This window comes from Modestobacter italicus (assembly GCF_019799965.1).
GTDB classification, from domain to species: domain Bacteria; phylum Actinomycetota; class Actinomycetes; order Mycobacteriales; family Geodermatophilaceae; genus Modestobacter; species Modestobacter italicus_A.
On the sequence record NZ_JABGCJ010000002.1, the window covers coordinates 458041 to 473623 of the forward strand.

The window sequence follows — 15583 nt, forward strand, 5'->3', positions numbered from 1 at the left end:
GCCTCGTCCATCGGACCGCCCGCACCGATGCACAGCCCGGCTACCGCGAACGAGCACGAGGAGCCGGTGCGCGCCGGACTCACCGAGGGCTGCGCCGAAGGGCTGTTGGAGCGTCCGTCGCCCGGCCTGTGTGCTTGCGCGCCCGAGGGCGCCGGTGGCCTGTGCTGCAGTGCGCCTCGTCTGTGGGCCGGTGGGGCCGGCTGGAGGCCGGTCGGGGCCGGGCGCCGGCAGCCCTCTGGGGACCTCGGGGGGCGCCGGGGGACCAGCGAGGGCTGTCCAGGCCGTCGGCCCCGTCGGCAACCAGCTGCCCCCGGCACGCCGGGGACCGGCGGCTCGAGGAACTGCCCGTCGGGCCGGTACGCCGAAGGGTGGCCCTGATTCCCCTGTGCGGCGAGCGGGGAGGCCTCTGGACGCCGTGACCGGGCCGTGCGGACGCTGGCAGACGCGGCGGTCGCAATCCCCTCGGGTGTGTGGGCGCCAGGCGGCGGGGCAGCGGTTCACCGGCCTCCTGGAGGTCCGCATGCGGCGCCGTCACGCCGCGGCGAGCGGCCGACGCGGGCGTCGTGGGCATCAGCCGCCGGCCCGCGCCTGCGTCCGTTCGCAGCCAGGCCGACAGGACACATCCGAGGCGCCCACCGTGGCGTAGAGCCGCAACGGGTCGGTCGGCGCGCGTGGGCCGGTGGCAGCCACGCCGTGGCAGTGGAGACCCGAGGGAGCGACGCTGAGGAGAGCGCTGGCAGCGGTGTGCCCGGGCCGTCGGTCCGCTCGGGAACGGAGCAGGGGCCCCGGCGGACGATGCCGCCGAGGCCCCTGCTGGGTGGTGCTGGGTGGTGCTGGGTCAGTCGCGTGGCTCCTGCTGGGGCCGACCGCCTTCGGACGGTCGCCCGCCCTCGCTGGGGCGACCCGAGCCGGTGAGCTCGCGGCTGGCCTGCTCGGACTCCAGGCCACGGGCCTCGAGCTCGGCCTGACGCTGCACCTCGGCCGGCTCCTCGATGGGGGAGAAGAAGCCCTTGATCGCCCGGCGAGCGCCGCCGACCTGGTTCATCTTCTTGGGCACGGAGGCGCCGCCGTAGGCCAGCTGGCCGTGGCCGTGCTCGTCGACCGGGCCGAGCGGCTGGTGCACCTCGATGAACTCACCGCTCGGCAGCCGGCGGATGACGCCGGTCTCGATGCCGTGCTCGAGCACCTCGCGGTCGTGCCGCTCGAGACCCAGGCAGATCCGATAGGTGATCCAGTAGGCGATCGGGGGGAGGACCAGGAAGCCGATCCGGCCGAACCAGGTCATCGCGTTGAGGCTGATGTCGAACTTCTCGGCGATGACGTCGTTGCCGCCGGAGATCCAGAGCACCACGTAGGCGGTGATCGCCATCATGCCCAGCGAGGTGCGCACGGGGACGTCGCGCGGGCGCTGGAGCAGGTGGTGGCTGGCCGTGTCACCGGTCAGCTTGCGCTCGATGATCGGGTAGAGCGCGAGCAGGGTGAACATGACACCCGGGATGCCGAGGGCGCCCCAGAGGACCGGCGGGATGTGGTAGCCCCACAGCACGATCTCCCACGGCGGGAAGATGCGGGAACCACCATCGACGAAGCCGATGTACCAGTCGGGCTGGGACCCGGCCGAGACCTGGGCCGGGTTGTAGGGCCCGAACAGCCAGAACGGGTTGATCTGCACCAGGCCACCGAGGGCGGCGCAGAGGCCGAACACGATGAAGAACAGTGCGGTCGCCTTGCCGGCGAAGGTGGGGAAGAGCCGGTTGCCGACCACGTTGTGCTCGGTGCGACCAGCGCCCGGGAACTGCGTGTGCTTCTGCTTCACCAGGATGAGCAGGTGGAGCGCGATCAGGGCCAGCAGGATGGCCGGGATGATCAGCACGTGCAGGATGTAGAGCCGGCCGATGATCAGCTCGCCGGGGAAGTCCCCACCGAAGACGGTGAAGTAGACCCACGTCCCGATCACCGGGATGGAGAGGAACACCGCCGAGAAGATCCGGAGCCCGGTGCCCGACAGCAGGTCGTCGGGGAGGGTGTAGCCGGCGAAGCCCTCGAGCATGGCCAGCACCAGCAGCGCGACGCCGATGAACCAGTTGGTCTCACGGGGCCGGCGGAAGGCGCCGGTGAAGAAGATGCGGAGCAGGTGGACGCAGATCGCGGCGACGAACAGCAGCGCCGCCCAGTGGTGCATCTGGCGGATCAGCAGACCACCGCGGACGTCGAAGGAGATGTCCAGGGACGACTCGAAGGCCGCGGACATCTCGATGCCGCGCATCGCGGCGTACGAGCCCTGGTACGTGACCTCGGTCATCGTGGCGTCGTAGAAGAACGTCAGGTACGTCCCGGACAGCAGCAGGACGACGAACGCGTACAGCGCGATCTCGCCGAGCAGGAAGGACCAGTGGTCAGGGAAGACCTTGTTCAGCGTGCGGCGGACCGGGCCGGCGACGATCAAGCGATCGTCGACCTCCAGGGCCGCCTTGCCGACGAGCGTCGTGGGCTGGCCCGGCGCCGTCGTCGTGGTGGTCGCCATCAGTCGAGTCTCCCAATGTTCCAGAACGAGGGTCCGACGGGCTCGGGGAAGTCGCCGCGTGCCCTGAAGTATCCCTCGTCATCGACGGTGATGGGCAGCTGCGGCAGGGAACGCGTCGCGGGGCCGAAGACCGGCTTGGCGCCCTGGGTGACGTCGAACTGCGACTGGTGGCACGGGCAGAGGATCCGGCTGGTCTCCTGCTCGTAGAGCGACACCGGGCAGCCGGCGTGGGTGCAGATCTTGGAGTAGGCGATGTAGTCGCCGTAGCCGTAGTCCTCCCGGCCCTCGGCAGTGACCAGGGTGGCCATCTGGTCCGGCCGCAGACGGATCAGCATGACGGCTGCGTCAGCGGCCCGGTTGCCGCCCTCGACGGCCGGGAAGACCGTCTCCAGCGAACCGACCTGCTGGTCGCCGGGGCGGACGGGGGTGCCGTCCTCCCGGAGGAGTCGCACGCCCTCGGCCCACGGGGTGGTGCCCAGGGGGTTGCCCGTGTTCGGGTTCTTGATCAGCCCACCGAGCGGGGCGATCAGCATGGCCCCGAAGGCCGCGCCCATCACGCCGATGGTGCCCAGCAGCACCTTGCGGCGGGGGAGGCCCGAGTTGTCCAGGCCGCTCATCAGCGTCGCGCCGGTGGTGACCCGGTCGAAGTGCGAGCCGTCGTGCTTGTCCTGGACGGCGGTCTCGTGCGGCAGCAGCTTCTTGACGTAGAGCACCAGGCCCACGCCGATGCAGATCAGCGACGCACCCATGGTGGCGCCCAGGAGCGGGGTGTAGATCGCGCTCCAGGTGCTGCCGCCGATCTCCCACTCCCAGCTCGGGAGGAACCAGCCCGAACCGGCGTAGATGACCAGGAAGGCCACGGCGAACAGGCCGGCCAGCGCGAACCACAGCGTGACCAGTCGGGTGTTCTTCTTGTCCAGCGGCGAGCCGGGCGGGGGCACGGGGTCGACGTGCAGGACCTCGACGCCGTCGTAGCGGGCGCCCAGCCGGTCCAGCTCGGTGCGGTCCATCGCCGCCAGCTGCTCGGGCGAGTGCTCCGCGTCGGGACCGCCGTGGAGCGGTCCGGACGTGTCGTCCCCGCCGGCCGAGCCAGGACCGTGCTCGGTGGTGGTCACGCGGTCTCCTCGGAGGCGTTCATCGCCCGTGCGGGACGGGCGGGCTTGAGGGGGGAGTGCGGGAACTGGCTCACGGGGCCTTGGTCCCCATCCAGAAGATCCCGAAGAGCAGAGCGCCGACACCCACGGTCCACATGACCAGGCCCTCGGCGACCGGGCCGACCCGGCCGATCCCGGCACCGCCGGGGTCGGCAGCGGCCTTGATGGTCTGCACGTAGGTGATGATCGAGCGCTTCTCGTCCGGCGTCAGCTGGTTGTCACCGAAGACCGGCATGTTCTCCGGGCCGGACAGCATGGCGGCGTAGATCGTCAGGTCGTCGGCCTCCATCAGCGAGGGGGCGCGCTTCCCGGAGGACAGTGCACCGCCCATGCCGGTGAAGTTGTGGCACTGGGCGCAGTTGAGCCGGAAGAGCTCGCCGCCCTCGGCCAGGTCGCCGTCCCGCAGGTCGCCCGAGGGCAGCGTGGGGCCGCCACCGTTCTCCTGGATGTAGGCCATCAGCTGGTCGATCTCCTCCTCGGAGAAGACCGGCGGGCGCTCGGGGGCCTGGGCCTCCTGGCGGACCAGCGGCATGCGACCGGTGTGCACCTGGAAGTAGACGGCGGCCTCGCCGACCCCGATGAGGGACGGGCCGCGGTCCTGCACGCCCTGCAGGTTGGAACCGTGGCAGGTGATGCAGCTGCGGGTGTAGAGCTCGCGGCCGGCCTCGACGGCGTTCGACGGGTTGCCCGTCGCGTCGTCGGCGGCGCTGGCCCCCGGGGCCAGGGCGGAGTAGCCCACACCGGTCAGCACCAGCGCGGCCAGCAGGCCGGCGATGTTGGCCAGGCGACGGCGCTGCTTGCTCCGGCGCCGGTCGCGTGCCGCGGCAGCCGGGGTGCCGGCGGCCGGACGGCGACGGCGCAGGCCGCGGCGACCGCCCTCGAGGGGGGCTTCGGAGGAGGCGTTCGTGGTGGACACCCGGTTCCCTACTTGATCAGGTAGATCGTGACGAAGAGACCGACCCACACGACGTCGACGAAGTGCCAGTAGTAGGACACGACGATGGCCGAGGTCGCCTGGGCAGGCGTGAAACGGCCCATGGTGGACCGGATGAGCACGAAGAGGAAGGCGACCAGGCCGCCGATCACGTGCAGGGCGTGGAACCCGGTGGTCAGGTAGAACACCGACCCGTAGGACGACGACGCGATGGTCGTGCCGTGGTCGACGACCAGGGTGCGGTACTCGAAGCCCTGGCCGAGCACGAAGATCAAGCCCATGGCGAAGGTGACGGTGAACCAGCGCCGGAGGCCGTAGACGTTGCCGATCTCCGCGGCGAACACGCCGAACTGACAGGTCACCGACGAGGCGACCAGGATCAGCGTGAAGAACAACGCGTACGGCACGTTGAGCTCGGTCGGCTCTGGCGGCCAGCCGTCCTCGGCTCGGGCTCGCGCGGTGAAGTACATGGCGAACAGGCCGGCGAAGAACATCAGCTCACTGGCGAGCCAGACGATCGTGCCGACGCTGACCATGTTCGGTCGGGTCAGGGAGTGCACCCGCGAGGTGTCGAAGGTGCTGCTCGCCACGGGGGCCGTTGTCACCCGGTCATCATGGCATCGGCACAGGCGTCCCACGACGTGGGGTGGGACGGCGTGGCGCGTGTCGGCGACGCCGTGCGCGAGCGCCCAGCACAGGCCCGTGCGGCACCTTGCCCGGCGGGTCGGGTGTGGGCACTAGGCTCGCGCAGGTGAGCGTCGACGCCGCACCGGCCACCGTGCTGGTCTTCAGCCAGCGGGCCGAGGTCCGCGCCGCCGTCCGGACCGCGCTGGGTCGCTCCCCGGCCCCGGACGTGAGTCCGGTCACCTACGTGGAGTGCGCCACGGCCGACGAGGTCGTGGCGTCCGTCGACGCCGGTGGGATCGACCTGTGCGTCCTGGACGGCGAGGCCCAGCCGACCGGTGGCATGGGCATCAGCCGCCAGCTCACCCACGAGGTCGCCGACTGCCCGAAGCTGGTCGTGCTGATCGCGCGGCAGGCCGACAGGTGGCTGGCGCACTGGTCGATGGCCGACGCCACGCTCGCGTACCCGATCGACCCGCTGGCCGCCACCGAGGTGGTCGCGGGGCTGCTGCGCGAGCGCACCGCGCAGCGCCCCGCCGTCCGTCGCTGAACGTGGGCACCAGGGAACCGACGTGGTCGGGTCTGCTCAACCGGCTCGTCCGCGGTGAGGACCTCGCCGCCGCGGAGACCCGCTGGGCGATGCGCCAGGTGATGACCGGCGAGGCGACGCCCGCTCAGGTCGCCGGTTTCGTCGTCGCGCTGCGCGCCAAGGGCGAGTCGCCCGAGGAGGTCACCGGTCTGGCCGGCACGATGCTGGACCAGGCCACCCCCGTCACCTTGCCGGTCGACTGCGTGGACATCGTCGGTACCGGTGGCGACGGCGCGCAGACGGTCAACATCTCGACCATGGCGGCGATCGTGACCGCCGCTGCGGGCGCGCCGGTGGCCAAGCACGGCAACCGGGCGGCGTCCTCGGCCTCGGGAACCGCGGACGTGCTGGAGGAGCTGGGCGTCGTGATCGACCTGCCCGCCCCCGCCGTGGCACGGTGCGTCCGGGACGCCGGGATCGGGTTCTTCTTCGCGCCGGTCTTCCACCCCGGGATGCGGCACGCCGCCGCTCCCCGCCGGGAGCTGGGGATCGGTACCGTCTTCAACTTCCTCGGGCCGTTGACCAACCCGGCCCGGCCGGTGGCCGCGGCGATCGGCTGCGCGGACACCCGGATGGCGCCGGTGCTGGCCCAGGTGCTGGCCGACCGGGGCACCAGGGCGCTGGTCTTCCGCGGCGACGACGGCCTGGACGAGCTGACCACCACGACAACCTCGGCGGTGTGGGTGGTCCGGGACGGCGAGGTCGTGGCCGAGCGACTGGACCCGACGGCGCTGGGCGTGCCGGTGGCCGAGCCCGGCGCGCTCCGGGGCGGGGGCCCGGCGGTCAACGCCGACGTGGTCCGGCGGTTGGTCGCCGGCGACCGGGGGGCGGTCCGGGACGCGGTGCTGCTGAACGCGGCCGCGGCGCTGGCGGCCTTCGACGAGCGCGGCGCCCGGCTGCACGACGCACTGGAGGCCGGCCTGCAGCGCGCGGCGGCCGCGGTGGACGACGGCCGCGCGGCGGCGAAGCTCGACGAGTGGGTCCGGGTCAGCCGGGCAGCGCGGGACGGCGCCGACGCCTGACGGCGAGACGTCCCCGGCGGGGACCCGCCCCCGGTGCGGAGTGGACGGCCTCGCGCCCGCCGCCCCGTGCGCGCCGCCCCGTGCGCGCTCGGCCGGGGGAGTGGCCGGCCCTCCGCCGGGGGCTAGTCGGCCTGGTCGAAGCCGATGGAGAACGCCGCTTCCAGGTCGTGGCGGGAGTAGGCGCGGAAGGCGATGTGCGTGGCGGTGTCGACCACGCCGGGCACCTTGTTGATCCGCCCGGCGATCACCTGAGCGATCTCCTCGAACTCGTGCACGCGGACGAGCGCCACCAGGTCGACATCGCCGGCCACCGAGTACACCTCGCTGACGCCGGGCAGTGCGGCGACGGCCTCGGCGACCTCGCCGATGGAGTCGGTGGCGGCATCGATCATCACGATGGCGGTGATCACGTCGGGGATGCTAGCCCGCCGGCGACCCGGCCGCGCCGTCCCCGCCGGGACGTGGGCCGGCCGGCCGGCTCGGCGGCGCCGGGGACCAGCCGGTCGGGCTGTGCGCGGGTGCTCAGCGGGCGGTGGTCGGCGAACGGGTCCAGCTCGGCCCGGCCGGCCTCCACCCGGGCGAGGAAGTCGCGGTAGAGCCCGGTGCCCGGGGTGCGGCTGGCGAGCGTGCCGGTGACGTCGACCAGCCGGGTGCCGGGCTTCTCCATCCAGCGCAGCACCAGCTCGGTCTCGTCGACGCTGGCGGCCAGCTCGCCCTCCGGCGCGGTCGTGGTCTCGGCGGTGGCCAGCAGGTCGGCCACGTGCCGGCGCACCGAGCGGCCCCGCTCGGCGACGCCCGCGGCGACCAGGCGGCCTCGGCGGACGACCGACAGCTGCCAGCCGCCGGACCCGTCGGGCCGGGCGAGCACCAGCTCCGGGACGGCGGCCAGCAGCTCCAGGCGCTGCCGGCGGTGCACTGCCCGCAGCAGCACGGCCACCCGGTCCCGGAGCACTGCGGCGTCCTCGTACCGACCCTCCTCGGCCAGTCGCTCGACGCGGGTGAGCAGGGGTGCGACCAGGCCACGCGGGTCGGAGTCGACCGCGGCGGTGAACACCGCCGCCACCGACGCGTACTCCTCCCGGCTCTGCTCGCCGGTGCACGGTGCGCCGCACCGGCCCATCCCGGCGAGGGCGCAGGCGGTGCCCAGCACGGTGAGCGAGAGGCGGGAGGTGCACTGCCGCAGCGGCAGTGACTCGTGCACCGCGGCGACCGCGGCGTCCGCGGCCCGGCGGTCGGGGAACGGCCCGAGGAAGACCCCGGCCCCGGGGCGCACGCGGCGGACCACGGACAGCCGGGGGAACGGCTCGTCGGTCAGCCGGACCCAGAGGGCGCGCTCGGGGAAGCGGGACCGGCGGTTGTAGCGCGGTTTGTGCTCGGCGATCAGCCGCAGCTCGCGCACCGCGGCCTCCAGGTCGTGGGCGCACGGCAGCGCCTCGATCCGTTCGGCGAGCGTGATCATCTCCGTCATCCGGCTGCGTTGCTCGCCGGCGGAGAAGTAGCTGCGCACCCGGCTGCGGAGGTCGGTGGAGGTGCCCACGTACAGCGGCTCGTCGCCGGGGCCGCGGAAGACGTAGACCCCGGGGCCGGACGGCACGTGCTCGGCCAGGTGCCGCTTCCGCCGGCGCTGGGGGTCGATCTGCCGGGTCAGCCCGGTCAGCTCCTCCAGGGACGTGATGCCGAGGGGGCCGAGCCGTTCGAAGAGGCCGTGCAGGACGTCGACGGTCGCCCGGGCGTCGTCCAGGGCCCGGTGACAGGGCTGGGTGGACGTCGAGAAGTAGGGCGCGAGCGTGGCCAGCTTGCAGTTGGGCACCTCGTCGCGGGTCAGCAGCCGCCGGGCCAGGACGGCGGTGTCGACCGACGCGAACGCCGGCCAGGCCACCCCGGTCGCCTCGCACGCGGCCTTGAGGAAGCCGAGGTCGAACGGGGCGTTGTGGGCGACCAGCACGGCGCCCCGGGCGAACTCCAGGAAGGCCGGCAGCACCCCGTCGATGCGGGGGGCGGCGGCCACCATGGTGGAGGTGATGCCGGTCAGCACGCTGATGTAGGGCGGGATCTCCCGGCCCGGGTCGACCAGGGTCTGGAACTCACCGAGCACCTGGCCGCCGCGCACCTTCACCGCACCGATCTCGGTGATCGCGCTGTCCTTGGGGGAGCCCCCGGTGGTCTCCAGGTCGACGACCACGAAGGTGACGCCGGCCAACGGCGTGCCCAGGTCCTCGATCGTGGCCTGCTCGAACCGTGGCCGCTCGGCCGCCGTGGCCCCGGGGGCGCTCAGCCGGTGCCACCCCGGCGAGGTGGCCGGTGGCCGCGCGGGCACGGTCGACGGGTGAGGCGGAACGGGTACGGACGGCACGGGACGGACGCTAGGTCGGGGGTCCGACAGTCCTCCGGAGGCCACGCCGGGCCGGCCGGGGACCCGGGCGGGGCGGCCGGGGGAGCGCGGGCGACCGGGCAGAACTGTCGGTGGCCGCTCCTAGCGTCCCCGGCGTCCGGATCCGAGAGAGAAGGAGAGCCGCCGTGCTCATCGACTGCGACACCTGCACCGTCCGCGGTCAGGGCTGCGACGACTGCGTCGTGACCGTCCTGCTGGGCGCACCACCGGGGTGGGGGAGCGAGCCCACGGTGGTCCCCCTGAGCCGACGCCGTCCGGGCGTCCGCGCCGGCGAGCCGCTCGAGCCGACCCGGGAGGCGCCCGGTCGGGTGGTCGCCGCTGCAGACCTGGACAGCGCGGCCGACGACGGCCGCCCGGTCGTCGAGCTGGACGACGTCGAGCGGAAGGCGGTGCGGGCGTTGGCAGACTTCGGCCTCGTTCCGCCGTTGCGCCATCAAGATGCGACCACTCGCGGCGACCGGCACGTGAGCTGACAAATCGCAGAGCTGTGATTTGTCAGGTGCTGTGGCGCATTGGGGGTTTGACAGGTCTTCATCTCGATCCGGTCACGGACTTAGGTTCGTCGTGTCCGAACGGGTTGTCGTCGCCACAGAGGGTGACCCCGAACGGGCACCGCCGAACCACCGGGTCGCCTCAGCGGCCGGGTGGACCGGGAGCCCACCGCAGTCATGGAGTGGGCCTCGCGTGCTCCGCAGCGTCGGAGCGCACGCGTCGACGACGACGCGCAGACCGGGTGTCTCCTCGCCCGGACCCGTGAGCCGAGCCGGTCGGCGGTCTCGACTGTGAAACGGAGTCCCGCCGCCCGTGGCGACGTCCCAGCACCGTGTCCGGCCCGCCTCTCCGTCGGCCCCTGCCCCCCTGACGGCCGGTCCCTGCCGCGCCCGGCTCGTCGGTCGGCTCGGCACCGGTCTGCTCACCGGGCTCGTGGCCAGCCTGACCCTGGCCGTGCTGCCGGGCAGCGCCGCCGCGGCCCCGGCCGCCCAGGCCGGCAGTGCGGACGAGGCGACCCGGCTGGCCAGCGAGGCCACCCACGAACTCGAGGTCGTCACCGAGCAGCTCAACGAGGCGCAGGAGGTGCTGGCGCAGCAGCGGGCGGCCGCCGCGTCCGCCGAGCAGGCCGTCGCCGCGGCCCAGGCCCAGCTCGCGACCCTGGACGCCCAGATGCGCCAGGTGGCGGTCAGTGCGTTCACCGGGGAGAACCTCTCCCGGTTCAACGCCCTGATGACCAGTGGCTCGGCAGACGAGTTCCTCGCCCAGGTCACCACGCTGGACGCCATCGCCGGGCACACCAACGACGTGCTCGCCCAGGTCACCGCCGCCGCGGCCGCCGCCCAGCAGGCCAAGGCCGACGCCGACGCCGCAGCCGCGACCGCCGAGCAGACCCTCGCCGACATCACCGCCCGCCAGGCCGACCTCGGCGGGCAGATCTCCGAGTACAAGGCCCAGTTCGAGGCGCTGAGCGTCGTCCAGCAGCAGGCCGTCGTTGAGCAGCACACCGGGCCGGTGCTGGAGGCCCCGGAGACGGTGGTCGCCTCCAGCGACGCGGCGCAGACCGCCGTGGACACCGCGCTGGCCCAGCTGGGCGACCCCTACGTCTGGGGCGCCGGCGGCCCGAACGCCTTCGACTGCTCTGGTCTCACCCAGTACGCCTTCGCCGCGGCGGGGATCAGCCTGCCGCACTCCAGCCTCAGCCAGTCCCGGATGGGCACCCCCGTCTCGCGCGGCCAGCTGCAGCCCGGTGACCTGGTCTTCTTCTACAGCCCGGTCAGCCACGTGGGCATCTACATCGGCAACGGGCAGATGGTGCACGCCTCGACCTTCGGCCAGCCGGTGATCGTCTCCAGCGTGGACATGGCCGGTTACGCCAGCGCTCGCCGGCTGGTCGGCTGACCGGGGCGCTCCACCAGCCCGTCGGGGTACCGGGCCCCGTCCCGGGCTCGGCCGGGGACACAGGCGGGCTGCCTAAGCTCGGCGGCGTGTGCCCGAGGACCCACCTGACCCGCCGCACGTGAGCAGCGCCTCCGCCGCACCGCCGGACCCACGCAGCACCCGTCGGCTCGCCCTGCTGGCGGCCGGGGTGCTGGGCGCCGCGCTCGTCGTGGTGATCGTGGTGGCGACGCCGTGGCAGGTGCTGCCCACCCCGCCCGGCGGCCGGACGCCGGCCGACCCGGCGGCGGTCTTCAGCGCCGACCAGATCGCCCGGGCCGAGGCCTTCGCCGCCGCGCTGCGACCGGCGTCGCTGACCTCCCTCCTGCTGGGCCTCCTGGTCTCGGCGGCGCTGGGGCTGACCCGGGCGGGGGCTGCCGTGGCCCGGACGCTGGCCCGTCCGCTCGGCGGGGGCTGGGTCTGGCAGGTGCTGCTGGGCGTGGTCGGCATCGCGGTGATCGGCCGGCTGGCGACCCTGCCGCTGTCGGTCTACGGCGAGGTCGTGCGGCACCGGTACGGCCTGTCCACCCGCGGTTGGGGGTTGTGGGCGCGCGACGTGGCCACCTCCACCGCCATCTCAGCGGGCCTGACCGCCGTGGGCCTGCTGGCGGTCGTCGCGCTGGCGCGCCGGGCCCCGCGCACCTGGTGGGCCTGGGCCGGCGGTGGCGCCGCGGCGCTGGTGGTGGTCGGCTCCTTCCTCTACCCGCTGGTGATCGAGCCGGCGTTCAACCAGTTCGAGTCGATGCCGGCCAGCCCGCTGCGCACCGAGCTGCTGGCCCTGGCCGAGCGCAGCGGCACCCCGGTGGAGGACGTGCTGGTGGCCGACGCCAGCCGGCGCACCACCGCGCTCAACGCCTACGTGTCCGGGTTCGGCTCCACCCGGCGGATCGTCGTGTACGACACGCTGCTGGACCGGCTGCCCGACGAGCAGATCGAGTCGATCGCCGCGCACGAGCTGGGCCACGTCGCCAACGACGACGTCCTGACCGGCACGCTGATCGGTGCGCTGGGCGCCGGGGCCGGGACGGCGCTGCTCGGCTGGCTGCTGACCGCCACGCCGCTGCTCCGCCGGGCCGGGGCGTCCGGGCCCGGTGACGGGCAGGTGGTGGGCCTGCTCATGCTGCTGCTGGCCCTCGGCACGCTGGTCTCCACGCCGGTGCAGAACCTGGTGTCCCGGCACATCGAGGCCCGCGCCGACCTGCACGCCCTGGACCTCACCGAGGACCCGGAGTCCTTCACCGCCGTGCAGCGGTCGCTGGGGACGGCCAACCTCAACGACCCGGACCCGCCGGCGGCCTGGCACTGGTTCTTCGGCTCGCACCCGACCGTGCCGCAGCGGATCGCCTTCGCCGAGGACTGGGCGGCGGTGCACGGCCGGTGAGCCGCACGCTGGTGGTCACCAACGACTTTCCGCCCCGGCAGGGCGGCATCCAGACCTTCGTGGCGGCGCTGCTGGCCACCCGGCCACCGGGCTCGTTGGTGGTGTTCGCCTCCGACCACCCCGGCGCGGCCGAGCACGACGCCAGGCTGCCGTACCCGGTCGTGCGCGCGGGGACGTCGATGCTGCTGCCCACCCCGGCGGCGACCCGCACCGCGGTCGGGCTGGCCCGCGAGCACGGCTGCGATACGGTGTTCTTCGGGGCCGCCGCGCCGCTGGGGCTGATGGCCCCTGCGCTGCGCCGGGCCGGGGTGCAGCGGCTGGTCGGTGCCACGCACGGCCACGAGACCGGCTGGGTGGCGCTGCCCGGCGCACGCCAGGTGGTGCAGCGGATCGCCGGCGGGCTGGACGTGGTCACGTACATCAGCGACTACACCCGGGACCGGCTGGCACCCGCCCTGGCGGCCCGGACCCAGCTGGTGCAGCTGTCACCCGGGGTGGACGTCGACCGGTTCACCCCGGACGCCGACGGCACCGCGGTGCGGGCGCGGTACGGCCTGGACGACGCCCCGGTGGTCGTCTGCGTCTCCCGGCTGGTGCCCCGCAAGGGCCAGGACGTGCTGGTCGAGGGGTGGTCGCAGGTGCTCGCCCGGCACCCGCGGGCCCGGCTGCTGCTCGTCGGCGGAGGACCGCTGGAGAGTGCGCTGCGCCGGGCCGTGGCGGCCCGGGGGCTGACCGGTTCCGTCGTCCTCACCGGCGGCGTGCCCGCGGCGGAGCTGCCCGGGTACTACGCGGCCGGGGACGTGTTCGCCATGCCCTGCCGGACCCGCCGCGGCGGGCTGGACGTCGAGGGCCTCGGCATGGTCTTCCTGGAGGCGGCCGCCTGCGGGCGCCCGGTGGTCGCCGGCACCTCCGGGGGTGCGCCGGAGACGGTGCGCGAGGGCGTGACCGGGCACGTGGTCGACCCGAGGTCGCCCGCCGAGGTCGCCCGGGTGGTGGCCGACCTGCTGGACGACCCGGCGCGCTGCCGGGCGATGGGCGCGGCCGGCCGCACCTGGGTGGAGGAGCGCTGGTCGTGGACGACGATCGCGCAGACCTTCGCCGAGCTGCTCGACCCCGCCCGCTGAGGCGGGGCCGAGCAGCCGGGCTCAGTGCGCGTAGAGCGCCTCGACCTCGTCGCCGAACTGCTTCATCACCACGGCCCGCTTGAGCTTCAGGCTCGGGGTCAGCGTCCCGTTGTCCTCGGTGAAGTCGTCGCCGAGCACCCGGAACTTCTTGATCGCCTCGGCGTGCGACACCGCCTTGTTGGCGTCCGCGACGGCCGCGTCGAGCTCGGCGAGCAGGTCGGGGTCGTCGCGCAGCTGGCTGGCGGTCAGCGAGGTGTCCTTGCCCTGGGCCTTCAGCCACGCCGGCAGCGCCTCGGCGTCCAGGGTGATCAGCGCGGCGATGAAGGGACGCTGGTCACCGACGACGATGCACTGGCTGACCAGCTTGTGCGCCCGCAGTCGGTCCTCCAGGACGGCGGGGGCGACGTTCTTGCCGCCCGCGGTCACCAGGATCTCCTTCTTGCGCCCGGTGATCCGCAGGAAGCCCTGGGCGTCGAGCTCACCGATGTCGCCGGTGTGGAACCAGCCGTCGGCGTCGATGGCCTCCGCGGTGGCCTGCTCGTTCTTCCAGTAGCCGCGCATGACGATCCCGCCGCGCAGCAGCACCTCGCCGTCCTCGGCGATCGCGGCGTCCACGCCGGGCAGCGGGCGGCCGACGGTGCCGATCCGCAGGGCGACGTCGTGGTTGACCGAGGCGGCGGCGGTGGTCTCGGTGAGGCCGTAGCCCTCGAAGATGGTCACGCCGATGCCGCGGAAGAAGTGGCCCAGGCGCTCGCCCAGCGGCGCGCCACCGGAGATGGCGCCGGAGCAGCGCCCGCCCAGGGCAGCGCGCAGCTTGCCGTAGACCAGCCGGTCGAACAGGGCGTGCTGGAGCTTGAGGGCCAGGCCGGGGCCGCCGGTGTCCTGGGCGCGGGACCAGTCGACGGCGACCTGGGCCGCGCGGTCGAAGACCTTCCCCTTGCCGTCGCCCTCGGCCTTGGCCTTGGCGCCGTTGTAGACCTTCTCGAACACCCGGGGGACGGCGAGCACGAACGTCGGCTGGAAGCGGCCCAGGTCCCCGACGAGGTCCTTGATGTCGGCGGTGTGGCCGATGACGGTGCGGGTGTTGATCGCCCCGACCTGGAGGACGCGGGCCAGCACGTGCGCCAGCGGGATGAACAGCAGCAGCGAGCCGTCCGGGTTCATGAACCGGTCCAGCAGGGTCATGCCGTTGCGGATCTCGAACAGGAAGTTGGCGTGGGTCAGCTCGCAGCCCTTGGGCCGCCCGGTGGTGCCGCTGGTGTAGATCAGCGTGGCCAGGCTGCTGGAGGTCAGGGTGGCCCGGCGGGCGGTCAGCTCGCTGTCGGGCACGTCCGCCCCGGCGGCGGTCAGGGTGTCCACGGCGCCGTCGTCGAGCACCCACACCGGGCCCAGCTCGGGGACCTCCGAGCGCACCGACTCGACGGCCGCGGCGTGCTCGGCGCCCTCGACGACGATCGCCCGCGCGCCGGAGTCGGCGACGATCCAGGCGACCTGGTCGGCGCTGGAGGTCTCGTAGACCGGGACGACGACCGCGCCGGCGGTCCAGATCGCGTAGTCCAGCACCGTCCACTCGTAGCGGGTGCGGGCCATCAGGGCGACCCGGTCGCCGGCCTGGACGCCCCCGGCGATCAGGCCCTTGGCCACGCCGGCGACCTCCGCGGCGAACTGCGCGTGGGTCACGTCGACCCACTGGCCCCCGAGCTGGCGGCGCAGGCCGACCTCGCTCGGGTGTTCGGCCGCATTGCGGCTGATCATGTCGGTCAGGGCGTCATCGGGCCCCACGGTGGCGGTGGGGGGAACGCTCAGCTCGCGCACGCCGGTCCTCTCTGTCCCGCCCGGGCGGGGCACCGTCGCCCCACTGCCCCGGACGTGGGGTCGTCGGCCAATCTAGTCCGGCGGTGCGGTCGCGAGCA

Annotated in this window: 13 protein-coding genes; 6 read left to right on the forward strand and 7 right to left on the reverse strand. The window is 73.7% G+C overall.

Annotation, left to right across the window (positions count from 1 at the left end):
* Positions 1 to 838: 838 nt before the first annotated feature.
* The 4 genes from qcrB to ctaE all read right to left on the reverse strand — a co-directional run bounded on the left by qcrB (position 839) and on the right by ctaE (position 5217).
* Positions 839 to 2524 (reverse strand): cytochrome bc1 complex cytochrome b subunit, encoded by a 1686-nt coding sequence (gene qcrB, locus HLA93_RS06240; RefSeq protein WP_222193469.1) that lies wholly within the window; start codon positions 2522 to 2524, stop codon positions 839 to 841.
* Positions 2524 to 3639, reverse strand: coding sequence for a cytochrome bc1 complex Rieske iron-sulfur subunit (gene qcrA / locus HLA93_RS21975; protein WP_222193470.1), 1116 nt, complete (start codon positions 3637 to 3639; stop codon positions 2524 to 2526). Before qcrA ends, qcrB begins: the two co-directional genes overlap by 1 nt.
* Before the next feature lie 70 nt (positions 3640 to 3709).
* Complete coding sequence (gene qcrC / locus HLA93_RS06250; RefSeq protein ID WP_222193471.1) at positions 3710 to 4594, reverse strand: cytochrome bc1 complex diheme cytochrome c subunit; 885 nt, start codon at positions 4592 to 4594, stop codon at positions 3710 to 3712.
* An 8-nt stretch (positions 4595 to 4602) separates the two neighbouring features.
* On the reverse strand, positions 4603 to 5217 hold the full coding sequence (gene ctaE / locus HLA93_RS06255) for an aa3-type cytochrome oxidase subunit III (protein ID WP_222193473.1): 615 nt from the start codon (positions 5215 to 5217) through the stop codon (positions 4603 to 4605).
* Between the two features lie 146 nt (positions 5218 to 5363).
* Here ctaE and HLA93_RS06260 point away from each other — a divergent pair, with 146 nt between their 5' ends.
* A complete protein-coding gene (locus HLA93_RS06260; protein WP_222193474.1) occupies positions 5364 to 5786 on the forward strand; it encodes a hypothetical protein in 423 nt (140 codons plus the stop codon).
* Positions 5787 to 5788: 2 nt separating this feature from the next.
* Positions 5789 to 6847: an anthranilate phosphoribosyltransferase gene (trpD, locus tag HLA93_RS06265; protein WP_222193476.1), complete on the forward strand. Its 1059-nt coding sequence runs from the start codon at positions 5789 to 5791 to the stop codon at positions 6845 to 6847.
* Between the two features lie 122 nt (positions 6848 to 6969).
* Here the strand turns inward: trpD and HLA93_RS06270 are convergent, their stop codons facing one another.
* Complete coding sequence (locus tag HLA93_RS06270; RefSeq protein WP_222193477.1) at positions 6970 to 7257, reverse strand: Lrp/AsnC family transcriptional regulator; 288 nt, start codon at positions 7255 to 7257, stop codon at positions 6970 to 6972.
* Positions 7254 to 9164 (reverse strand): DEDD exonuclease domain-containing protein, encoded by a 1911-nt coding sequence (locus HLA93_RS06275; protein WP_308127966.1) that lies wholly within the window; start codon positions 9162 to 9164, stop codon positions 7254 to 7256. The genes HLA93_RS06270 and HLA93_RS06275 overlap by 4 nt, the downstream gene beginning before the upstream one ends.
* A gap of 200 nt (positions 9165 to 9364) precedes the next feature.
* On the opposite strand from HLA93_RS06275, the gene HLA93_RS06280 reads away from it, so the two are divergent.
* The 4 genes from HLA93_RS06280 to HLA93_RS06295 all read left to right on the forward strand — a co-directional run bounded on the left by HLA93_RS06280 (position 9365) and on the right by HLA93_RS06295 (position 13670).
* Complete coding sequence (locus HLA93_RS06280) at positions 9365 to 9712, forward strand: hypothetical protein (RefSeq protein WP_222193479.1); 348 nt, start codon at positions 9365 to 9367, stop codon at positions 9710 to 9712.
* A 451-nt stretch (positions 9713 to 10163) separates the two neighbouring features.
* Positions 10164 to 11129, forward strand: a complete 966-nt coding sequence (locus HLA93_RS06285; RefSeq protein WP_308127967.1) for a C40 family peptidase — start codon at positions 10164 to 10166, stop codon at positions 11127 to 11129.
* 118 nt (positions 11130 to 11247) lie between these two features.
* Positions 11248 to 12546, forward strand: a complete 1299-nt coding sequence (locus tag HLA93_RS06290; RefSeq protein WP_222193481.1) for a M48 family metallopeptidase — start codon at positions 11248 to 11250, stop codon at positions 12544 to 12546.
* Positions 12543 to 13670 (forward strand): glycosyltransferase family 4 protein, encoded by a 1128-nt coding sequence (locus tag HLA93_RS06295; RefSeq protein WP_222193483.1) that lies wholly within the window; start codon positions 12543 to 12545, stop codon positions 13668 to 13670. The genes HLA93_RS06290 and HLA93_RS06295 overlap by 4 nt, the downstream gene beginning before the upstream one ends.
* Before the next feature lie 21 nt (positions 13671 to 13691).
* Here the strand turns inward: HLA93_RS06295 and HLA93_RS06300 are convergent, their stop codons facing one another.
* Positions 13692 to 15485 carry an AMP-dependent synthetase/ligase gene (locus HLA93_RS06300; protein ID WP_222193484.1) on the reverse strand — a complete coding sequence of 598 codons (1794 nt, stop codon included), beginning with the start codon at positions 15483 to 15485 and terminating at the stop codon, positions 13692 to 13694.
* Positions 15486 to 15583: the final 98 nt, after the last annotated feature.